The sequence below is a fragment of the Nocardia sp. NPDC004568 genome, from assembly GCF_040609955.1.
Lineage (GTDB): Bacteria > Actinomycetota > Actinomycetes > Mycobacteriales > Mycobacteriaceae > Nocardia.
The window spans coordinates 59,404-74,286 of the sequence record NZ_JBEXLL010000018.1; the positions used below are offsets into that span (position 1 = coordinate 59,404).

The 14,883-nt window shown below is 68.9% G+C and carries 18 protein-coding genes; 13 read left to right on the forward strand and 5 right to left on the reverse strand.

All coding sequences use genetic code 11. The features are described from left to right. The first annotated feature begins 18 nt into the window (after positions 1 to 18). On the forward strand, positions 19 to 819 hold the full coding sequence (map, locus tag ABZV91_RS11530; RefSeq protein ID WP_355239072.1) for a type I methionyl aminopeptidase: 801 nt from the start codon (positions 19 to 21) through the stop codon (positions 817 to 819). 166 nt (positions 820 to 985) lie between these two features. On the opposite strand, the gene dtd is transcribed toward map, so the two are convergent. The 3 genes from dtd to ABZV91_RS11545 all read right to left on the reverse strand — a co-directional run bounded on the left by dtd (position 986) and on the right by ABZV91_RS11545 (position 2,963). Beyond that, positions 986 to 1,429, reverse strand: a complete 444-nt coding sequence (gene dtd / locus ABZV91_RS11535; RefSeq protein ID WP_355239075.1) for a D-aminoacyl-tRNA deacylase — start codon at positions 1,427 to 1,429, stop codon at positions 986 to 988. A 112-nt stretch (positions 1,430 to 1,541) separates the two neighbouring features. Continuing rightward, positions 1,542 to 2,153, reverse strand: coding sequence for a GNAT family N-acetyltransferase (locus ABZV91_RS11540; protein ID WP_355239077.1), 612 nt, complete (start codon positions 2,151 to 2,153; stop codon positions 1,542 to 1,544). 3 nt (positions 2,154 to 2,156) lie between these two features. After that, the gene (locus ABZV91_RS11545; protein ID WP_355239080.1) at positions 2,157 to 2,963 is read right to left on the reverse strand and encodes a GntR family transcriptional regulator; all 807 of its coding nucleotides are present in this window, start codon (positions 2,961 to 2,963) and stop codon (positions 2,157 to 2,159) included. Positions 2,964 to 3,135: 172 nt separating this feature from the next. Between ABZV91_RS11545 and ABZV91_RS11550 the strand changes: the two genes are divergently transcribed. Further along, positions 3,136 to 3,633, forward strand: coding sequence for a DUF4254 domain-containing protein (locus ABZV91_RS11550; RefSeq protein ID WP_039822478.1), 498 nt, complete (start codon positions 3,136 to 3,138; stop codon positions 3,631 to 3,633). 70 nt (positions 3,634 to 3,703) lie between these two features. Here the strand turns inward: ABZV91_RS11550 and ABZV91_RS11555 are convergent, their stop codons facing one another. After that, positions 3,704 to 6,190, reverse strand: a complete 2,487-nt coding sequence (locus ABZV91_RS11555; RefSeq protein WP_355239083.1) for an AAA family ATPase — start codon at positions 6,188 to 6,190, stop codon at positions 3,704 to 3,706. Positions 6,191 to 6,509: 319 nt separating this feature from the next. Here ABZV91_RS11555 and infA point away from each other — a divergent pair, with 319 nt between their 5' ends. The 9 genes from infA (at position 6,510) to ABZV91_RS11600 (ending at position 12,576) form a co-directional block, all read left to right on the forward strand. Further along, on the forward strand, positions 6,510 to 6,731 hold the full coding sequence (infA, locus tag ABZV91_RS11560) for a translation initiation factor IF-1 (protein ID WP_003418601.1): 222 nt from the start codon (positions 6,510 to 6,512) through the stop codon (positions 6,729 to 6,731). Between the two features lie 106 nt (positions 6,732 to 6,837). Continuing rightward, positions 6,838 to 6,951, forward strand: coding sequence for a 50S ribosomal protein L36 (gene rpmJ, locus ABZV91_RS11565; protein ID WP_025347279.1), 114 nt, complete (start codon positions 6,838 to 6,840; stop codon positions 6,949 to 6,951). A 191-nt stretch (positions 6,952 to 7,142) separates the two neighbouring features. Next, complete coding sequence (gene rpsM, locus ABZV91_RS11570; RefSeq protein WP_030522614.1) at positions 7,143 to 7,514, forward strand: 30S ribosomal protein S13; 372 nt, start codon at positions 7,143 to 7,145, stop codon at positions 7,512 to 7,514. 9 nt (positions 7,515 to 7,523) lie between these two features. Then, the gene (gene rpsK / locus ABZV91_RS11575) at positions 7,524 to 7,937 is read left to right on the forward strand and encodes a 30S ribosomal protein S11 (RefSeq protein ID WP_030522613.1); all 414 of its coding nucleotides are present in this window, start codon (positions 7,524 to 7,526) and stop codon (positions 7,935 to 7,937) included. Between the two features lie 22 nt (positions 7,938 to 7,959). Further along, entirely contained in the window at positions 7,960 to 8,565 is a 606-nt protein-coding gene (gene rpsD, locus ABZV91_RS11580; protein WP_355239090.1) for a 30S ribosomal protein S4, read from the forward strand. 173 nt (positions 8,566 to 8,738) lie between these two features. After that, a complete protein-coding gene (locus ABZV91_RS11585) occupies positions 8,739 to 9,797 on the forward strand; it encodes a DNA-directed RNA polymerase subunit alpha (RefSeq protein WP_030522611.1) in 1,059 nt (352 codons plus the stop codon). A gap of 51 nt (positions 9,798 to 9,848) precedes the next feature. After that, positions 9,849 to 10,367 carry a 50S ribosomal protein L17 gene (rplQ, locus tag ABZV91_RS11590; RefSeq protein ID WP_355239094.1) on the forward strand — a complete coding sequence of 173 codons (519 nt, stop codon included), beginning with the start codon at positions 9,849 to 9,851 and terminating at the stop codon, positions 10,365 to 10,367. Positions 10,368 to 10,574: 207 nt separating this feature from the next. Next, the gene (gene truA / locus ABZV91_RS11595; protein WP_355239139.1) at positions 10,575 to 11,429 is read left to right on the forward strand and encodes a tRNA pseudouridine(38-40) synthase TruA; all 855 of its coding nucleotides are present in this window, start codon (positions 10,575 to 10,577) and stop codon (positions 11,427 to 11,429) included. Positions 11,430 to 11,748: 319 nt separating this feature from the next. Next, positions 11,749 to 12,576 carry an LLM class F420-dependent oxidoreductase gene (locus ABZV91_RS11600; protein ID WP_355239096.1) on the forward strand — a complete coding sequence of 276 codons (828 nt, stop codon included), beginning with the start codon at positions 11,749 to 11,751 and terminating at the stop codon, positions 12,574 to 12,576. A gap of 45 nt (positions 12,577 to 12,621) precedes the next feature. On the opposite strand, the gene ABZV91_RS11605 is transcribed toward ABZV91_RS11600, so the two are convergent. Then, entirely contained in the window at positions 12,622 to 12,921 is a 300-nt protein-coding gene (locus ABZV91_RS11605; protein WP_063035713.1) for a metal-sensitive transcriptional regulator, read from the reverse strand. Between the two features lie 181 nt (positions 12,922 to 13,102). On the opposite strand from ABZV91_RS11605, the gene ABZV91_RS11610 reads away from it, so the two are divergent. After that, entirely contained in the window at positions 13,103 to 13,912 is an 810-nt protein-coding gene (locus ABZV91_RS11610; protein WP_355239099.1) for an S-methyl-5'-thioadenosine phosphorylase, read from the forward strand. A gap of 43 nt (positions 13,913 to 13,955) precedes the next feature. After that, complete coding sequence (locus tag ABZV91_RS11615) at positions 13,956 to 14,516, forward strand: NAD(P)H-dependent oxidoreductase (protein WP_355239102.1); 561 nt, start codon at positions 13,956 to 13,958, stop codon at positions 14,514 to 14,516. Positions 14,517 to 14,883 lie beyond the last annotated feature (367 nt).

A 14,883-nucleotide genomic window follows, 5' to 3' on the forward strand; every position in this document is an offset into this window, starting at 1 on the left:
ATGGGGAGCTGACCCGAGATGGTCTTCGGTCGAAAGAACAAGAAGGTCGTGCCGTTCCGCTCCGCCGGTGAGCTCGACGCCATGGCGGCGGCGGGTGCCGTCGTCGGTCGCGCCCTGGTCGCGGTGCGCGCGGCCGCCGCACCCGGGGTTTCCACGCTCGAACTGGACCGGGTCGCCGAACAGGTGATCCGGGACGCGGGAGCGGTGCCGTCGTTCAAGGGCTATCACGGTTTCCCGGCCTCCATCTGCGCCTCGGTGAACGACCGCGTGGTGCACGGGATCCCGACCGAGGCCGAGGTGCTGGCCCCCGGAGACCTGGTGTCCATCGACTGCGGCGCGGTGCTGGACGGCTGGCACGGCGATTCCGCGTGGACATTCGGCGTGGGCGACCTCATCGAGGCCGACCGGCTGCTCAGCGAGGCATGCGAGAAGTCCATGGTGGCCGGTATCGCAGCCATGGTGCCGGACAACCGGCTCACCGATGTCTCGCACGCGATCGAACTCGGGACCCGCGCGGCCGAGACCGAGCACGGTCGTTCCTACGGCATCGTCGACGGTTACGGCGGGCACGGGATCGGGCGGGAGATGCACCTGGACCCGTTCCTGCCGAACGAGGGCGAGCCGGGCAAGGGCCCGCGGCTGGTGGTCGGTTCGGTCCTGGCCATCGAGCCGATGCTGACCCTGGGCACCCACGACACCAAGGTCCTCGACGACGACTGGACCGTGGTGACCACCGACGGGTCCCGTGCGGCGCACTGGGAGCACACCGTCGCGGTGACCGAGGACGGGCCGCGCATTCTCACCCCGCGCCCGGAATAGCCGGCGCGACCCGCGCGGCGGCTCCCGCGCTGCCGCGGTCCGGGTCGTACGGGGCGTTTGCCGATGCCCGGGCGCGTATCGTCGGCAGGCGGGGGAGGGCGTCGGCTTCGGGGGGTACGGAATCCCGCGCCGGACAGGTCGGCGCGGGGCGGGGTCGCTCCTCCGATCAGATCTCCAGCATGACCGTTACCGGGCCGTCGTTGGTGAGCTCCACCTCCATATGTGCGCCGAAGCGGCCTCCCGCCACCGTGGCACCGGACTGCCGGAGGGTTTCGGCGAGGAGATGGACCAGTGGTTCGGCGACCGGGCCCGGTGCCGCCGCGGACCACGACGGGCGGCGGCCTTTGCGGGTGTCGGCGTAGAGGGTGAACTGGCTGACCACCAGGATCGGCGCGTGCAGATCGGCGGCGCTGCGTTCGTCCTCCAGAATTCGCAGCCGCCATATCTTCTCGGCGAGCGCCCGGGCGGTGGACTCGTCATCGGTGTGGGTGACGCCGATCAGCGCGAGCAATCCGTGGCGGAGACCGCCGGACGCGGGGTCGATCCGGCCGACCACTTCGCCGTCGACGCTCACCTGAGCGGAGGTCACACGCTGTAGCAGGGCTCGCATATCGCTCGATCATGCCGTCCCGGCGGGTCGCGGTCGCATTCGGGCCCAGCGTCTTTCCCAGGAGGGAGAAAGTCCGACCGCGAAAGCTTCCGATCCGTACGCAGCTGGTGGATCAGCCGGAGACAGGCAGGACGATGGGATCGCGGGCCAGCTGGGTCAGCGGCAGATCTGTCCGAATGCCGAGGGTGGGTTCCTCCAGCAGCCAGTCGTCGACATGCCGTTCGAACAGCGCGCACGACGGGCTCGGCCGGTCCGGGTCGGCCACACGGGCCAGCCGGAATCCGGCACGCCGGTAGTAGGCGTGCAGATCGGTATTGGTCGTCCACGCGTCCAGCCGTACCCAAGTCCGGCCGCGCGCCCGGGCCAGCGCCGCCGCGTGCGCGAGCAGCCGCCGCCCGACGCCGAATCCCGCGAAGCGCAGATCCACGATCAGATAGTGCACGATGAGCGCGTCCGTCAGTTCGGCGCCTGTCCACAACTCCCGATCGGCACGGTCGTTGACAGTGATCGTCCCCGCCGGTTCGCCGTGCACCTCGGCAATCCAGGTCTCCCACTGGGTCACCGACCGCGATACGGCGCGCGCGAAATAGTCGATGGACAGACCGGACGCCTCGATCGACCATTGGTCCGAGCCGCGGGCGGCGAGCCATGACGAGCGTTGTAGCCGCAGGCGGCGGATCAGGTCCAGGTCATCGAGGTCGGCCGGCCGAATCTGAACCGTCATGAGCTAGAACCATATCTCCGACCGATCGGTCTGATCCAGTACGCCACGGATCACCGCGGTCCCGGCCGAATCGCCCAGCTCGTAGGCCAGCCGATTGCTCGCCGCGAGAGAACGGTGCCGGGTCACCCGGGTGACCCGATCGTGGTTGGCGCCGATCCGCAGATGATCGAGCAGAAAGGTACCCATGGCGACACCGAGCACCGCGGCCTCCTCGGCGTTCGCCGGCCGCGCGACCAGCGAATCCCGGTGTGCTGTCTCGCCCTGCCCGCGGTCGGCCAGCCGGCGCGTGGTGCCCTCGGGAATATCGTGCGGTGAATCCAACCCGGTGGCCTCGGCCAGATCCCGGGGGTAGAAGCTCACCTCCCACGACCACGGTTCGTTGTCGAGATACTGCACGACGGTCCGGGCCAGCACCCACGAATCGACCGGAATACCGAGCCACTGCGCGACACGCTGGTCCGCCGGTTCCATTCGCGCGCTGAACTCCTTGGTCGGCACTCGGCCCGCGGCGCGCGCGATCTCTTCGAAGATATCGTGGGCGGCCCGGGGCCGATCCGGGCGGATATGGTCGGTGACCACGGATTCCAGCACTTCGCGGCTGCGAATTATGGTGCCCCGGGAGGTGGCCGTATAGACCAGATTCTCGGTGACCAGCACTTGAATGGCATTACGCGCGGTGGTGAGCGAAACCTGCATCTGGTCGGCCAATTCGGCGTGGCTGGGCAGGCGGTCCCCCGGTTGCCACTTGCCTGCTCGTATCTCCTCGCGGAGGTGGTCCGCGATACGGCGATACGTCGGACCGTCCGCCATCGTGCTCCTCGGGTGGTCGCCAGGTAACGAAGTGTACGCTTTTCGTGTCCAGGGGGGCCTGTATCGCTTGACAGTAGCCTTTCGCGGTTTATTGTAATCAACGTACTGACCCCGGTGTTGTGCGGCGATGAACGGCGAGGCAACCGTGACAGGTTCGGATACAACAGTCGTAATGGCTCTTCCCGGCGCCCAGCGCGGCGCTGACCCCTTGGCGCAGAACGGGTCTCCCGGTCTGCCGAATTCGGACCTACTGGTGCGCGCCGCGCGCGGACACCGGGTCGTCGGGGGTCAGCTGCTCTGGTACGCCCGGGATCTGGCCGTGCTCCACGAGCGCAGATTGGTGGGCCGCGGCGGTTCCATCGTCACCGATCCCGACCGTCTGGTCGAGATCGACCGGCGCCGAATGGAATTGGTGCTGGCCATCGACGATTGGGTGGGGCGCAACGTCCCGCAGCACCGGCTCGGTGTCACTCTGCACACCGAAACCGTGGGCGCGATCATCGATCGGCTCGCCGAATCCGCGGTCCGCGCGCACCACGCGCTGATGACCCTGGACGCGGACGACGAACTCCTGCACGGCGCCTGGCATCATCTGGCCGAACTGGCCGATGCCTATGATGCGCTGGTCGGCGATGTGCAGGCCGGAAGGCGCAGGCTGCCGGAGTGGTGACACCCCGGGCCGGTCGCCGCCACGGCCGGCTCCGGGGTCCACCGCGTGGTAGCCGGTCCGAGAGTGGGTTTCAGCCGCCCTGATGCGGCCGATAGCTCTGCGTGAAATCGTCGGCCACGGTCGCCGCCAATTCCACGTACGCCCGCTTGGTCTCCTTCTTCAACCGCGCCAGGTCGATTTCGGCACCCTCGGACATATGGGGGTCGAACGGGATCATATGCACCGCGCGGCAGCGCGACAGGAAATACTGCCGCAGCTGCTGTACATCGATGTTCGGCGTACCGTCGCGCGGGGAATTGATCACCACCACGGCGTTCTGCACCAGGTGGTGGTAGCCGTGCAGCGAGAGCCAGTCCAGGGTGGCCGAGGCGCTCTGCGCGCCGTCGATCGCGGTGGGGGAGATGAGCACCAGCGAATGCGCCAGTTGCAGTACGCCCGCCATCGCCGAATGCATCAGGCCGGTACCGCAGTCGGTGAGAATGATGTTGTAGAACCGCTGCAGGATCCGGGCCACCGCGCGGTACTCGTCCTCGTTGAAGGACTCCGAGGCGGCCGGATCGCGTTCGCTGGCCAGCACTTCCAGACGGCTGGTCGCCTGCGAGGTGTGCCGCCGGACATCGGAATAGCGCTCGATGGCCGGATCGAGCAGCAGATCCCGGACCGTGGACCGCGTCTGCAGCGGAACACGCTGGGACAATGTCCCGAAGTCGGGGTTGGCGTCCACCGCGATCACCCGGTCGCCGCGGACCGAGGCGAAGGTCGAGCCCAGGCCGACCGTGGTGGTGGTCTTACCGACACCGCCCTTGAGCGAGAGCACGGCGATCCGATAGTCGCCGCGCACCGGTTGCCGGATACGCGCGACCAGCTCCTGCAGCCGCCGCTCCTCCGCGGACATACCGGGGTTGATCCGGCCACCGGACGCGTGGTGTACCACCTTGCGCCAGCCCTGTCCCGAGGCTTTCTTCGCCCGGCGCACCGAGACGTCGTCGAGGGACGGCGCACCGGGCCCCGGCGCACCGAACTGTTGCGGGTTCTGCTGCCACTGCTGTGGGGGTGGCCCGCCCTGCTGCTGCCGGGCCGGCGCGCCGCCGTACTGCTGTGGTGGGGGTGGCGATTGCTGCTGCTGCCACTGCGGAGGCGCGGGGTTGTACCGGGCCGGGGCCGGTCCGGGGGGCTGCGTTGGTGGTGCGGGGTGCTGTTGCCACTGCTGCTGCGGCACCGGAGCCTGGGGCGGCGGTTGACGCGGCCGATTCGGCTCGGGGGCCTGCCACTGGGCGCCCTCGGCGGGGGAAGCGGCTTCGGGCGCTCGCCACTGCGGGGCGCCGTGGTCCGGCGTCGGTGCGGAAGTGGCCGGCCGCGCCTGATCGCCGAGGCCGCCGGTACCGCTGTCGCGCGGCGGTTGAGCGCTCTCCGGCGCGCGCAGCCAGTCGTCGGCGGGTCCGCGGCGGGGGGCCGGCGGGGCGGCGCTCTCCGGCGCGCGGAAAGGATCCGGCGTCGGTGAGGGTTTCGGTGGCGCAAGGGGTTCCGGCGTCGGTGGAGGTCCCGGTGGCGGAGTGGGTTCCGGCGTGGGGGCGGGTCCCGGTGCGGTGAAGGAATCGGGTGTGGTGAACGACTCCGAGGCGCGTGCCGGCGCATCGGACGGCCCGGGGAAGGCGGGCGCGGATGATCCGGCGGCAGCCGAGAGTTCGCCCGGTGCCACGTCCGTGGCTCCGGCCGCGGCCTCCGAGGGCGGCAGGTCGGGAAGACGCCGCAACGGCTGCTGCGATACCGGGCCTTCGTCCGGGCGCGCGGAGTCGGCGGGCGGATCCGGCAGCGGCGGGGGCGGTGGGAGCGACGGCGGTTGCGCGGTGGCCACGGGTCCGCTCGTACCGCCGGCACGCTCGTCCGTGCCACCGGACCGTGAATCGGGTTCCGGTGCCGGCTGCGGCGGGATCTGATGCTGCGGGCGCGATCGGTCGAATTCCGGTGCCGGCTCGCCCGGCTGCCGTACCGGCAGCTCCGGGGGATCGGCCGCCGGGGCCCGGAAGGCATTCGGCGCGGCCGCCGGGGGCGCCGGCGCACCGTCGGGACCCCACTGGGTGCCCGGGCCGGACGCGGGCGGAGCCGCCCCATCGGGCCGCTCCGCGGGCGGGTGCGGCGCGGGTGCGCCCTGCTGGAAGGGATCGGTGCCGGAGTGGCGCGCCGGTTCGGCGCTCTCCGGCTGTGGCGTGGCCCACTCGTGCCGGCCGGTCGCTTCGGCCCAGTTGTTGCGCCGGGCGGGCCGGGGGCCGTTGTTGTTCGGGAGGAGTTCGCCGACCCGGTCCTCGAGCGACGGCTGGTCCTTGTTCTTGTTCCGGAACCAGCCTTTACCCTTCTTCTTATCGCTGTCGTCGGCGCGGCTGCGGCGGGCGAAGAAGCCCTCCGGCGGTTCGGGGGTCTCGGGAATGACCTCGTCCTGCGGCAGATTCTGGACCGGCGGCGGCTCGTAGTTGCGGAAATTCCCCTCGCCCACCCCGGTGACCTCGGTATCGGCCAGCCACGGTGGCAGCATGGGGAGGCCGTCGTTGCTGCGGCTCACCGGTCCCCTCCTGGAATGGTCGACCCTCGGACAGCGGCCAGTTTACGCGACAACTACCCTTGCACTCAGTGCCGGGGAGCCGGGTCCGGGCCGCGTGACGCGCCTCGCGGAGGGTACCCCTTTTTGCCCGATCACATACCTACCGGTAAGCTGACCAGGCGGTGTATCAAAGCGCCGCCTGTTCGTGTGCGATCGGTTGTCGTGTTCGCCGTTGTGCACGGTGCGCCGCCCCGGCGGTCGCACCGGTGCGCTCCGGCCGGTCCCGCGGGCAGTACCAGGCAATCAGACCAGGTTGAGTGTAACCGGGATCGCGGAGGATATGGCGAAGAAAGACGGGGCCATCGAGGTCGAGGGGCGGGTTGTCGAGCCGTTGCCGAATGCGATGTTCCGGATCGAGCTCGAGAACGGGCACAAGGTCCTCGCGCATATCAGCGGCAAGATGCGTCAGCACTACATCCGCATCCTGCCGGAGGACCGGGTCGTCGTCGAGTTGTCACCGTACGACCTGTCCCGCGGTCGGATCGTCTACCGCTACAAGTGAACGAGCGGGCCCCGGTTCGCTCCCCGAGATTTCCCCGGTCGCACCCGACCGGGGTCAACTGTGTCCGCACCCTCAGGTGTGGGCCGCAACGAAAGATTGGACGGACGTGAAGGTTCAGCCGAGCGTCAAGAAGATCTGCGAGAAGTGCAAGGTGATCCGCCGTAACGGCCGGGTCATGGTGATCTGCGACAACCTGCGGCACAAGCAGCGGCAGGGCTGACACCGGCGCCGAGCACCGAACGTGGTTCGGATTGGCACGAAAGAAGAACTCCCAGCGCCAGCCGCACACTGAGGTTTTTCCGGGGTGACCCGGAGGGTGTGCGTGCCTACCCCCGGAACGGAGGCCGGGGCCCCACCAGACGAGGGGACGGACAGGGAGCAGACCTCCGCAACAGTTAAGGAAACTGCCAGATGGCACGTCTCATGGGCGTCGACCTCCCGCGCGAGAAGCGCATGGAGATCGCACTGACCTACATCTACGGCGTCGGTCGTACCCGCTCCAAGGAGATCCTGGCCGCGACGGGTGTGAGCCCGGACCTGCGCTCCAAGGATCTCACCGACGAGCAGGTCACGCAGCTGCGTGACTACATCGAGGGCTCGTCCCTCAAGGTCGAAGGTGACCTGCGTCGTGAGGTCCAGGCCGATATCCGTCGCAAGATCGAGATCGGCTGCTACCAGGGCCTGCGTCACCGTCGTGGCCTCCCGGTCCACGGTCAGCGCACCAAGACCAACGCGCGCACCCGCAAGGGCCCGAAGCGCACCGTCGCCGGCAAGAAGAAGTAGGGATAAGCGATGCCTCCGAAGTCCCGGGCCTCCGGCCCGAAGAAGAGCCAGAAGTCGCGCCGCAGGGAAAAGAAGAACGTCCCGCACGGTCACGCGCATATCAAGAGCACGTTCAACAACACGATCGTGTCCATCACCGATCCCTCCGGCAACGTCATCTCCTGGGCGTCGTCGGGCCATGTCGGGTTCAAGGGTTCGCGCAAGTCGACCCCGTTCGCCGCGCAGCTGGCTGCCGAGAACGCGGCCCGCAAGGCGCAGGAGAACGGCGTCAAGAAGGTCGACGTGTTCGTCAAGGGCCCCGGTTCGGGCCGCGAGACCGCGATCCGTTCGCTGCAGGCCGCCGGCCTGGAAGTGGGCACCATCTCCGATGTCACTCCGCAGCCGCACAACGGCTGCCGTCCGCCCAAGCGGCGTCGCGTCTAAGCGGGAAGGAAGGTAGAGCACAATGGCCCGTTACACCGGACCCATCACCCGCAAATCGCGTCGTCTGCGCGTCGACCTGGTAGGCGGTGACCAGGCTTTCGAGCGTCGCCCCTACCCGCCCGGCCAGCACGGCCGCGCGCGGATCAAGGAGAGCGAGTACCTGCTCCAGCTGCAGGAGAAGCAGAAGGCCCGCTTCTCCTACGGTGTCATGGAGCGGCAGTTCCGCCGGTACTACGAAGAGGCCAACCGCCTCAAGGGCAAGACCGGTGACAACCTGCTGCGTCTGCTCGAGACCCGGCTGGACAACGTCGTGTACCGCGCCGGTCTGGCCCGTACCCGCCGCCAGGCCCGCCAGCTTGTCAGCCACGGCCACTTCCTGGTGAACAACAAGAAGCTCAACGTGCCTTCTTTCCAGGTCACCCAGTACGACATCATCGATGTCAAGGAGAAGTCGCTGGCGACCCTGCCGTTCCAGGTGGCGCGGGAGACCGTCGGTGACCGTCCGGTCCCCGGCTGGCTCCAGGTCATCCCGGGCCGGCTGCGCATCCTGGTGCATTCGCTGCCGGAACGCGCGCAGATCGATGTGCCGCTGCAGGAACAGCTGATCGTCGAGTACTACTCGAAGTAATCGGCTGTGTGCATTTGGTATGAGCGAGGGCCCTGCGTGGTGACGCTGCGCTACCGCCTTCGGGCCTGACTCGCTCATACCGTGCCGCTGGTGTGGGCCGTCGAGGTGACGGCCCGCACAACCCCTAGACGAGGCGTCAAATAGCGGGCGCCCAAAACAGGAGGATTGATCCCATGCTGATTTCCCAGCGTCCGACCCTCACCGAAGAGGTCATCGCCGACAACCGGTCGAAGTTCACCATCGAACCGCTCGAGCCGGGTTTCGGGTACACCCTCGGTAACTCGCTGCGGCGCACCCTGCTGTCCTCGATCCCGGGGGCCGCGGTGACCAGCATCCGCATCGACGGTGTTCTGCACGAGTTCACCACCGTGCCCGGCGTGAAGGAGGATGTCACCGACATCATCCTGAATCTCAAGGGCCTGGTCGTGTCCTCCGAAGAGGACGAGCCGGTCACCATGTACCTGCGCAAGCAGGGCCCGGGGACCGTCACCGCCGATGACATCGTGCCGCCGTCGGGTGTGGTCGTGCACAACCCGGATATGCATATCGCCACCCTGAACGACAAGGGCAAGCTCGAGATCGAGCTCGTCGTCGAGCGTGGTCGCGGTTATGTCCCGGCGGTGCAGAACAAGGCGACCGGTGCGGAAATCGGCCGGATCCCGGTGGATTCGATCTACTCGCCGGTGCTCAAGGTGACCTACAAGGTCGAGGCCACCCGTGTCGAGCAGCGCACCGACTTCGACCGGCTCATCCTGGACGTGGAGACCAAGAACTCCATCAGCGCGCGGGACGCGCTCGCCTCGGCGGGCAAGACCCTGGTCGAACTGTTCGGCCTGGCCCGTGAGCTGAACGTCGAAGCCGAAGGCATCGAGATCGGCCCCTCCCCGGCCGAGGCGGATCACATCGCCTCCTTCGGGCTGCCGATCGAGGATCTGGACCTCACCGTCCGTTCCTACAACTGCCTGAAGCGCGAGGGTGTGCACACCGTCGGCGAGCTGGTGGCGCGGACCGAATCGGATCTGCTGGATATCCGTAACTTCGGCCAGAAGTCCATCGACGAGGTCAAGGTCAAGCTGCACGCGCTGGGCCTCTCGCTCAAGGACAGCCCCGCGTCCTTCGACCCGTCCAGCGTGGTCGGCTACGACGCGAGCACCGGAACCTGGTCCGACAGCGGCACTTTCAGCGACAACGACGGCGGCGAGCAGGACTACGCCGAAACCGAACAGCTCTAGGCCGATCGGGGCGGGCGCCCCGCAGACGGTCTTTACCAAGGAGAACCCACAATGCCCAAGCCCAAGAAGGGTGCTCGCTTCGGCGGGTCGGCGTCGCACCAGAAGGCGATCTTCGCCAATCTGGCCACGGCGCTCTTCGAGCACGGTCGGATCACGACCACCGAGGCCAAGGCCAAGGCGCTGCGCCCCTACGCCGAGAAGCTGGTCACCAAGGCCAAGGCCGGCACCCTGGCCGACCGCCGCGAGGTGCTCCGGGTGATCCGGAACAAGGACGTCGTGCACGATCTCTTCGCCGAGATCGGTCCGTCGTTCGAGGGCCGCAACGGCGGCTACACCCGGATCATCAAGACCCTGCCGCGTAAGGGTGACAACGCCCCGATGGCGATCATCGAGCTGGTCCGGGAACAGACCGTGACCAACGAGGCCGATCGCGCCCGTCGGGTCGCCGCGTCGCAGAAGGCGGAGGAGAAGGCCCCCGAGGCCGAGACCGAAGCCGAAGCCACCGAGGCTCCGGCCGAGGAAGCCGTGGCCGAGGAAAAGGCCGAGGAGAAGGCCGACGACAAGGCGTAATTCGTCTGCCGGGGACGCGCGCGACGCGTGTCCCCGGTTCGTCGACGAGCCCGCCGCCCACTACGGGTGTGCGGGCTCGTCCCGTATCCGGAGGATGGTCTGGTGAGCAACAACGAGCCGGGATACCCGACTACCGGTTCGGCCCCGCGCGGATCCGCCGACCCACGGGCAGCCGACAGGTCCGCCACGGCGGCCGGGTCCGCGAGCATGCCGCGTGGGAACACAGCGATCACGTCGGTACCGACGCCGGAGGGCGGGCGGTTCCGCCTGGACATCTCCTACGACGGCACCGACTTCGCCGGCTGGGCCCGTCAGCCCGGTCTGCGGACCGTGCAGGGGGTGCTGGAGGAATCGCTGGGGAAAGTGTTGCGCGAACCGGTGCAGTTGACGGTCGCCGGGCGTACCGACGCCGGGGTGCACGCAGAGGGTCAGGTCGCCCATTTCGATACCGCGGCGGAGGTGGACGGGGACAAGCTCGTGCACCGGATGGCCAAATTCCTGCCCAAGGATGTCCGGATCACCGGTGTTCGCGCCGTGTCCGCCGAATTCGACGCCCGCTTCTCCGCGGTTCGCCGCCACTACGTCTACCGTCTCACCACGGCACCCCACGGCGCCGACCCGCTGGCCGCGCGCAGCGTGGTGGGTTGCCGCCCGGTCGATGTTTCGGCCATGCGCGCGGCTTCGCGCACACTGCTGGGACTGCACGATTTCGCGGCCTTCTGCCGCCGCCGGGAGGGTGCGACCACTGTCCGCGAACTCCAGCGTTACGACTGGGTACGCGACGGGGACCGGCTGGAGGCCTACGTCAGCGCCGACGCCTTCTGCTGGTCGATGGTGCGCAGCCTGGTCGGCGCGGTGCTCGCGGTGGGGGAGGGCCGCCGGACACCGGAGTGGGTCGCCGGGCTGCTCACCGAGCGGATCCGGTCGAGTTCGGTGACCGTGGCGCCGGCGCACGGGCTGAGCCTCGTAGCGGTCGACTACCCCGCGGAATCGGAGCTGGCCGCCCGCAACGCACAGACCCGCGAGATGCGGTCGGTTCCCGCGGCGGACTGCTGTATGTGATCACCCGCCTCCGAATCGGGTCGAATGCCGACCACCCGGAGTGGAGAAGGTGCGAGCCTCGACCCGCGTGGGGGTCCGGCTCTGTCAGTGCTCGATGGGCGCCGAGCCACAGACGGCCGGCCGCACATCGCATACGCGGGGCGCGCGTGGATTGTGGCGGGTGTGTTCCCTTGCTCGCCAAGGGGTTTCGATCGTTTTCGTCGGACGGTGCGCCTACGGCCGCCTGCCCGCCTCATCGGCCGGTCGCCCGGGCGGGCCCGGGCGCGGGGGATAGGGTCGGGCTGGAATAGGTCCCCTCGACGAGGAGGTTGCGGTAGTTATGACGATCGATCTCGGACGATACGGCGTATGGCGCTACTACAAGCTGTTCACCCCGGAAGCGGCGGCGGAACTCGAGCGGCTCGGCTACGGGGCCCTGTGGCTCGGCGGCTCGCCGAGCGCCGACCTCCCGGTGGTGGAGGACCTGCTGGCGGCCACCGACACCCTGAAGGTCGGTACCAGCATCGTGAACATCTGGACCGCACCGGCCGCCGAAACCGCCGAATCCTTCCATCGGATCGAGCAGCGGTTCCCGGGCCGGTTCGTGCTCGGTATCGGCTGCGGCCACCCGGAGGCGAACAAGCCCTACCGCTCCCCCTACGAGGCGCTGGTCGAATACCTCGACGACCTGGACGCGGCCCGGGTCCCGGTCGCCGGCCGGATGCTCGCCGCGCTCGGCCCGAAGGTGCTGAAGCTGGCGGCAGACCGTACCGCGGGCGCGCTGCCCTATCTCACGACTCCGGAACACACCGCGCAGGCCCGCGAGATCGTCGGTGATGCCCTGCTGGTGCCCGAACAGAAGCTCGTCGTGGACACCGATCCCGACAGCGCCCGCGCCACCGGCCGCACCGTGGTCGAGATGTACCTCGGCCTGCGTAACTACACCACCAACCTGCGGCGTCTCGGCTTCACCGACGATGACATCGCCGCACCGGGCAGCGACCGCCTGCTCGACGCGCTCGCCGTACACGGGTCGGCCGACCAGGTCGCGACGCAGGTCCGCCGGCATATCGAGGCGGGCGCCGATCACCTCGCCCTGCAGGTCCTCGACGAGGACTACCTGGCCACGCTGCGCACCCTGGCGCCGCTGCTCACCCAGCAGTCCTGACCCGGCGAGTGGGCCGCCCGCGCGGGGGCCCACTCGGCGTAGGAGTCAGGAACGAACCAGCCGGGCGATCGCGTCGGTGGCTTCCTTGATCTTGGCCTCGGCATCCGGGCCACCGGCGACCGCCGCGTCCACCACGCAGTGGCTGATATGGTCCTCCAGCAGTCCCATGGCGACCGCCTGCAAGGCCTTGGTCATCGCGGAGACCTGGGTGAGGATGTCGATGCAGTACTTCTCCTCCTCCACCATCCGCTGCAGGCCGCGCGCCTGCCCTTCGATCCGGCGCAGCCGCTTGAGGTAGTCGTCCTTGGCGGTGATGTAGCCGTGGTTCGCGTGGTCGTGGGACATGTGGCCGGTCCCCGTCTCGTCGGCGGATCCCGCCGTGGTGGATGTCGAAGTCACCGATTGTCTCCTCTGCGCCGGTCGAGAGGACCGTTCATACCCCCCTAGGGTACATCTCCGGTCCGGGCTTGTCAGGTACGGGCCCTCGCCTGTGCGCCCATGCCGCCGACGCGGAACAATCGAGATCATGACTTCCCAGGATCGGCCCGCGCTGGCCGTCATCGGCGGTAGTGGATTCTACGATTTCTTCGACGGCGCCACGGACGCGGTCACGGTGAGAACCCCCTACGGCGACCCCAGCGCGCCGATCGTCGTGGGGGAGGTCGAGGGCCGGCCCGTCGCCTTCCTCCCGCGGCACGGGACACGGCACGAGTACTCCCCGCACACCGTGCCCTACCAGGCCAATATGTGGGCACTACGCTCGGTCGGCGTCCGCCGGATCTACGCTCCCTGCGCGGTCGGCAGCCTGCGGCCCGACTGGGGCCCGGGCGCCGTGGTCATTCCCGACCAACTCGTCGACCGCACCTCCGGCCGTCCGCAGACCTATTTCGACGGTAACGGCATCCACGTCTCCTTCGCCGACCCCTACTGCGCCGATCTGCGCGCCACCGCGGTGAAATCGGCCGACAGCGCGGTGCACGTCCACCCGCACGGCACCATGGCCGTCATCCAGGGACCGCGCTTCTCCACCCGTGCCGAAAGCCGCTGGTTCGCCGCCCAGGGCTGGGAGCTGGTCAATATGACCGGCTACCCGGAAGCGGTACTGGCCCGCGAACTGGAGATGTGTTACGCGGCGATCGCGCTGGTCACCGACCTGGACGCGGGGATCACCGAGGGCGAGGGCGTGCGGGCGGCCGATGTGTTCGCCGAATTCGAACGCAATATCGGGCCCTTCAAAGACCTCGTCCGCGGCGCGATCGCCGCGGTCGCCGACACCGAGACCTGCGAGCACTGCCGGGTACATGCCGGGGTCGCGCTACCCTTCGAACTGCCCTGAGACCATCCCGCGCCTCGCCGTGGCCCCGGGATAGTCTCGTCCGGTGGATACGCCCCTGCGACTAGAGGTGATCGTCGCCAGTGTCCGGCCCGAACGCTTCGCGCCCGTGGTCGCCGACTGGTTTCTGCGTACGGCCCGGGCCCGGCCCGATTTCGATATCGGCGTGCTCGACCTGCTGGACGTGCCGCTACCGCTGGACCTCACCGCGACCCCGGAGACCGCCCGATTCCGCGAAAGGCTCTCGGCCGCAGACGCTTTCGCCGTGGTGACCTCGGAGTACAACCACGGCTACCCGGCATCGGTGAAAACCGCCTTCGACAGTGCGAAACACGAATGGCGCGCCAAGCCGGTGGGTTTCGTGTCCTACGGCGGCCTCTCGGGCGGTCTACGCGCGGTGGAACAACTCCGCCAGGTGGTGGCCGAGATCCATATGGTCTCGGTACGTGAAACGGTGAGCTTCCACCGGGCGCGCAAACAGTTCGACGCCGCGGGCAACACGGGCGACGGCGCGGCCATCGACGCGGCGGACCGGATGCTGACCCAACTCGCCTGGTGGGGCGGGGCCCTGCGCGAAGCGCGGGCCGCCGACCCTTACCCGGGCTGAGTTCTCGGCGGAGCGTCCGGAGGGTTGGGCGCGACCGGTCGAATCCGGTACCGGGGTACGGACCCGGCCGACCGGTGGCGTGGTGAAAGTGCTGTGTTCGCGTCGACACCCACGGTGTCTCGCCGTCCGGCCCTCGGGACTCGCGCCTTCCGACTCAGGCGATGTGTTGGGCCGTCCATAGGGTGCGGCCGTTGAGCGCCTTCGGCCGGGGGGCGGTGCGCCTCTGTGGGCCTCGCAGGACTCGGCGGCGAGAGTGCGCGGCCGCGCCCGGTGGTGCTCGGACGGGAGGTCCGTCGGGTGCCCTGAGCACCGAGACCCGGCGCAACGGTCGGGTGACGGTAGGCGGAGCGATATGTGCCGACGAGGA

Coding starts and splice junctions, on each gene's coding strand:
- ABZV91_RS11585 (WP_030522611.1), top strand. CDS start 8,739: ATGCTGATTTCCCAGCGTCCGACCCTCACCGAAGAGGTCATCGCCGAC.
- ABZV91_RS11600 (WP_355239096.1), top strand. CDS start 11,749: ATGACGATCGATCTCGGACGATACGGCGTATGGCGCTACTACAAGCTG.
- ABZV91_RS11610 (WP_355239099.1), top strand. CDS start 13,103: ATGACTTCCCAGGATCGGCCCGCGCTGGCCGTCATCGGCGGTAGTGGA.
- rpsM (WP_030522614.1), top strand. CDS start 7,143: ATGGCACGTCTCATGGGCGTCGACCTCCCGCGCGAGAAGCGCATGGAG.
- infA (WP_003418601.1), top strand. CDS start 6,510: ATGGCGAAGAAAGACGGGGCCATCGAGGTCGAGGGGCGGGTTGTCGAG.
- dtd (WP_355239075.1), bottom strand. CDS start 1,429: ATGCGAGCCCTGCTACAGCGTGTGACCTCCGCTCAGGTGAGCGTCGAC.
- ABZV91_RS11605 (WP_063035713.1), bottom strand. CDS start 12,921: ATGTCCCACGACCACGCGAACCACGGCTACATCACCGCCAAGGACGAC.
- ABZV91_RS11550 (WP_039822478.1), top strand. CDS start 3,136: ATGGCTCTTCCCGGCGCCCAGCGCGGCGCTGACCCCTTGGCGCAGAAC.
- rplQ (WP_355239094.1), top strand. CDS start 9,849: ATGCCCAAGCCCAAGAAGGGTGCTCGCTTCGGCGGGTCGGCGTCGCAC.
- rpsK (WP_030522613.1), top strand. CDS start 7,524: ATGCCTCCGAAGTCCCGGGCCTCCGGCCCGAAGAAGAGCCAGAAGTCG.
- rpsD (WP_355239090.1), top strand. CDS start 7,960: ATGGCCCGTTACACCGGACCCATCACCCGCAAATCGCGTCGTCTGCGC.
- ABZV91_RS11545 (WP_355239080.1), bottom strand. CDS start 2,963: ATGGCGGACGGTCCGACGTATCGCCGTATCGCGGACCACCTCCGCGAG.
- ABZV91_RS11540 (WP_355239077.1), bottom strand. CDS start 2,153: ATGACGGTTCAGATTCGGCCGGCCGACCTCGATGACCTGGACCTGATC.
- map (WP_355239072.1), top strand. CDS start 19: ATGGTCTTCGGTCGAAAGAACAAGAAGGTCGTGCCGTTCCGCTCCGCC.
- truA (WP_355239139.1), top strand. CDS start 10,575: ATGCCGCGTGGGAACACAGCGATCACGTCGGTACCGACGCCGGAGGGC.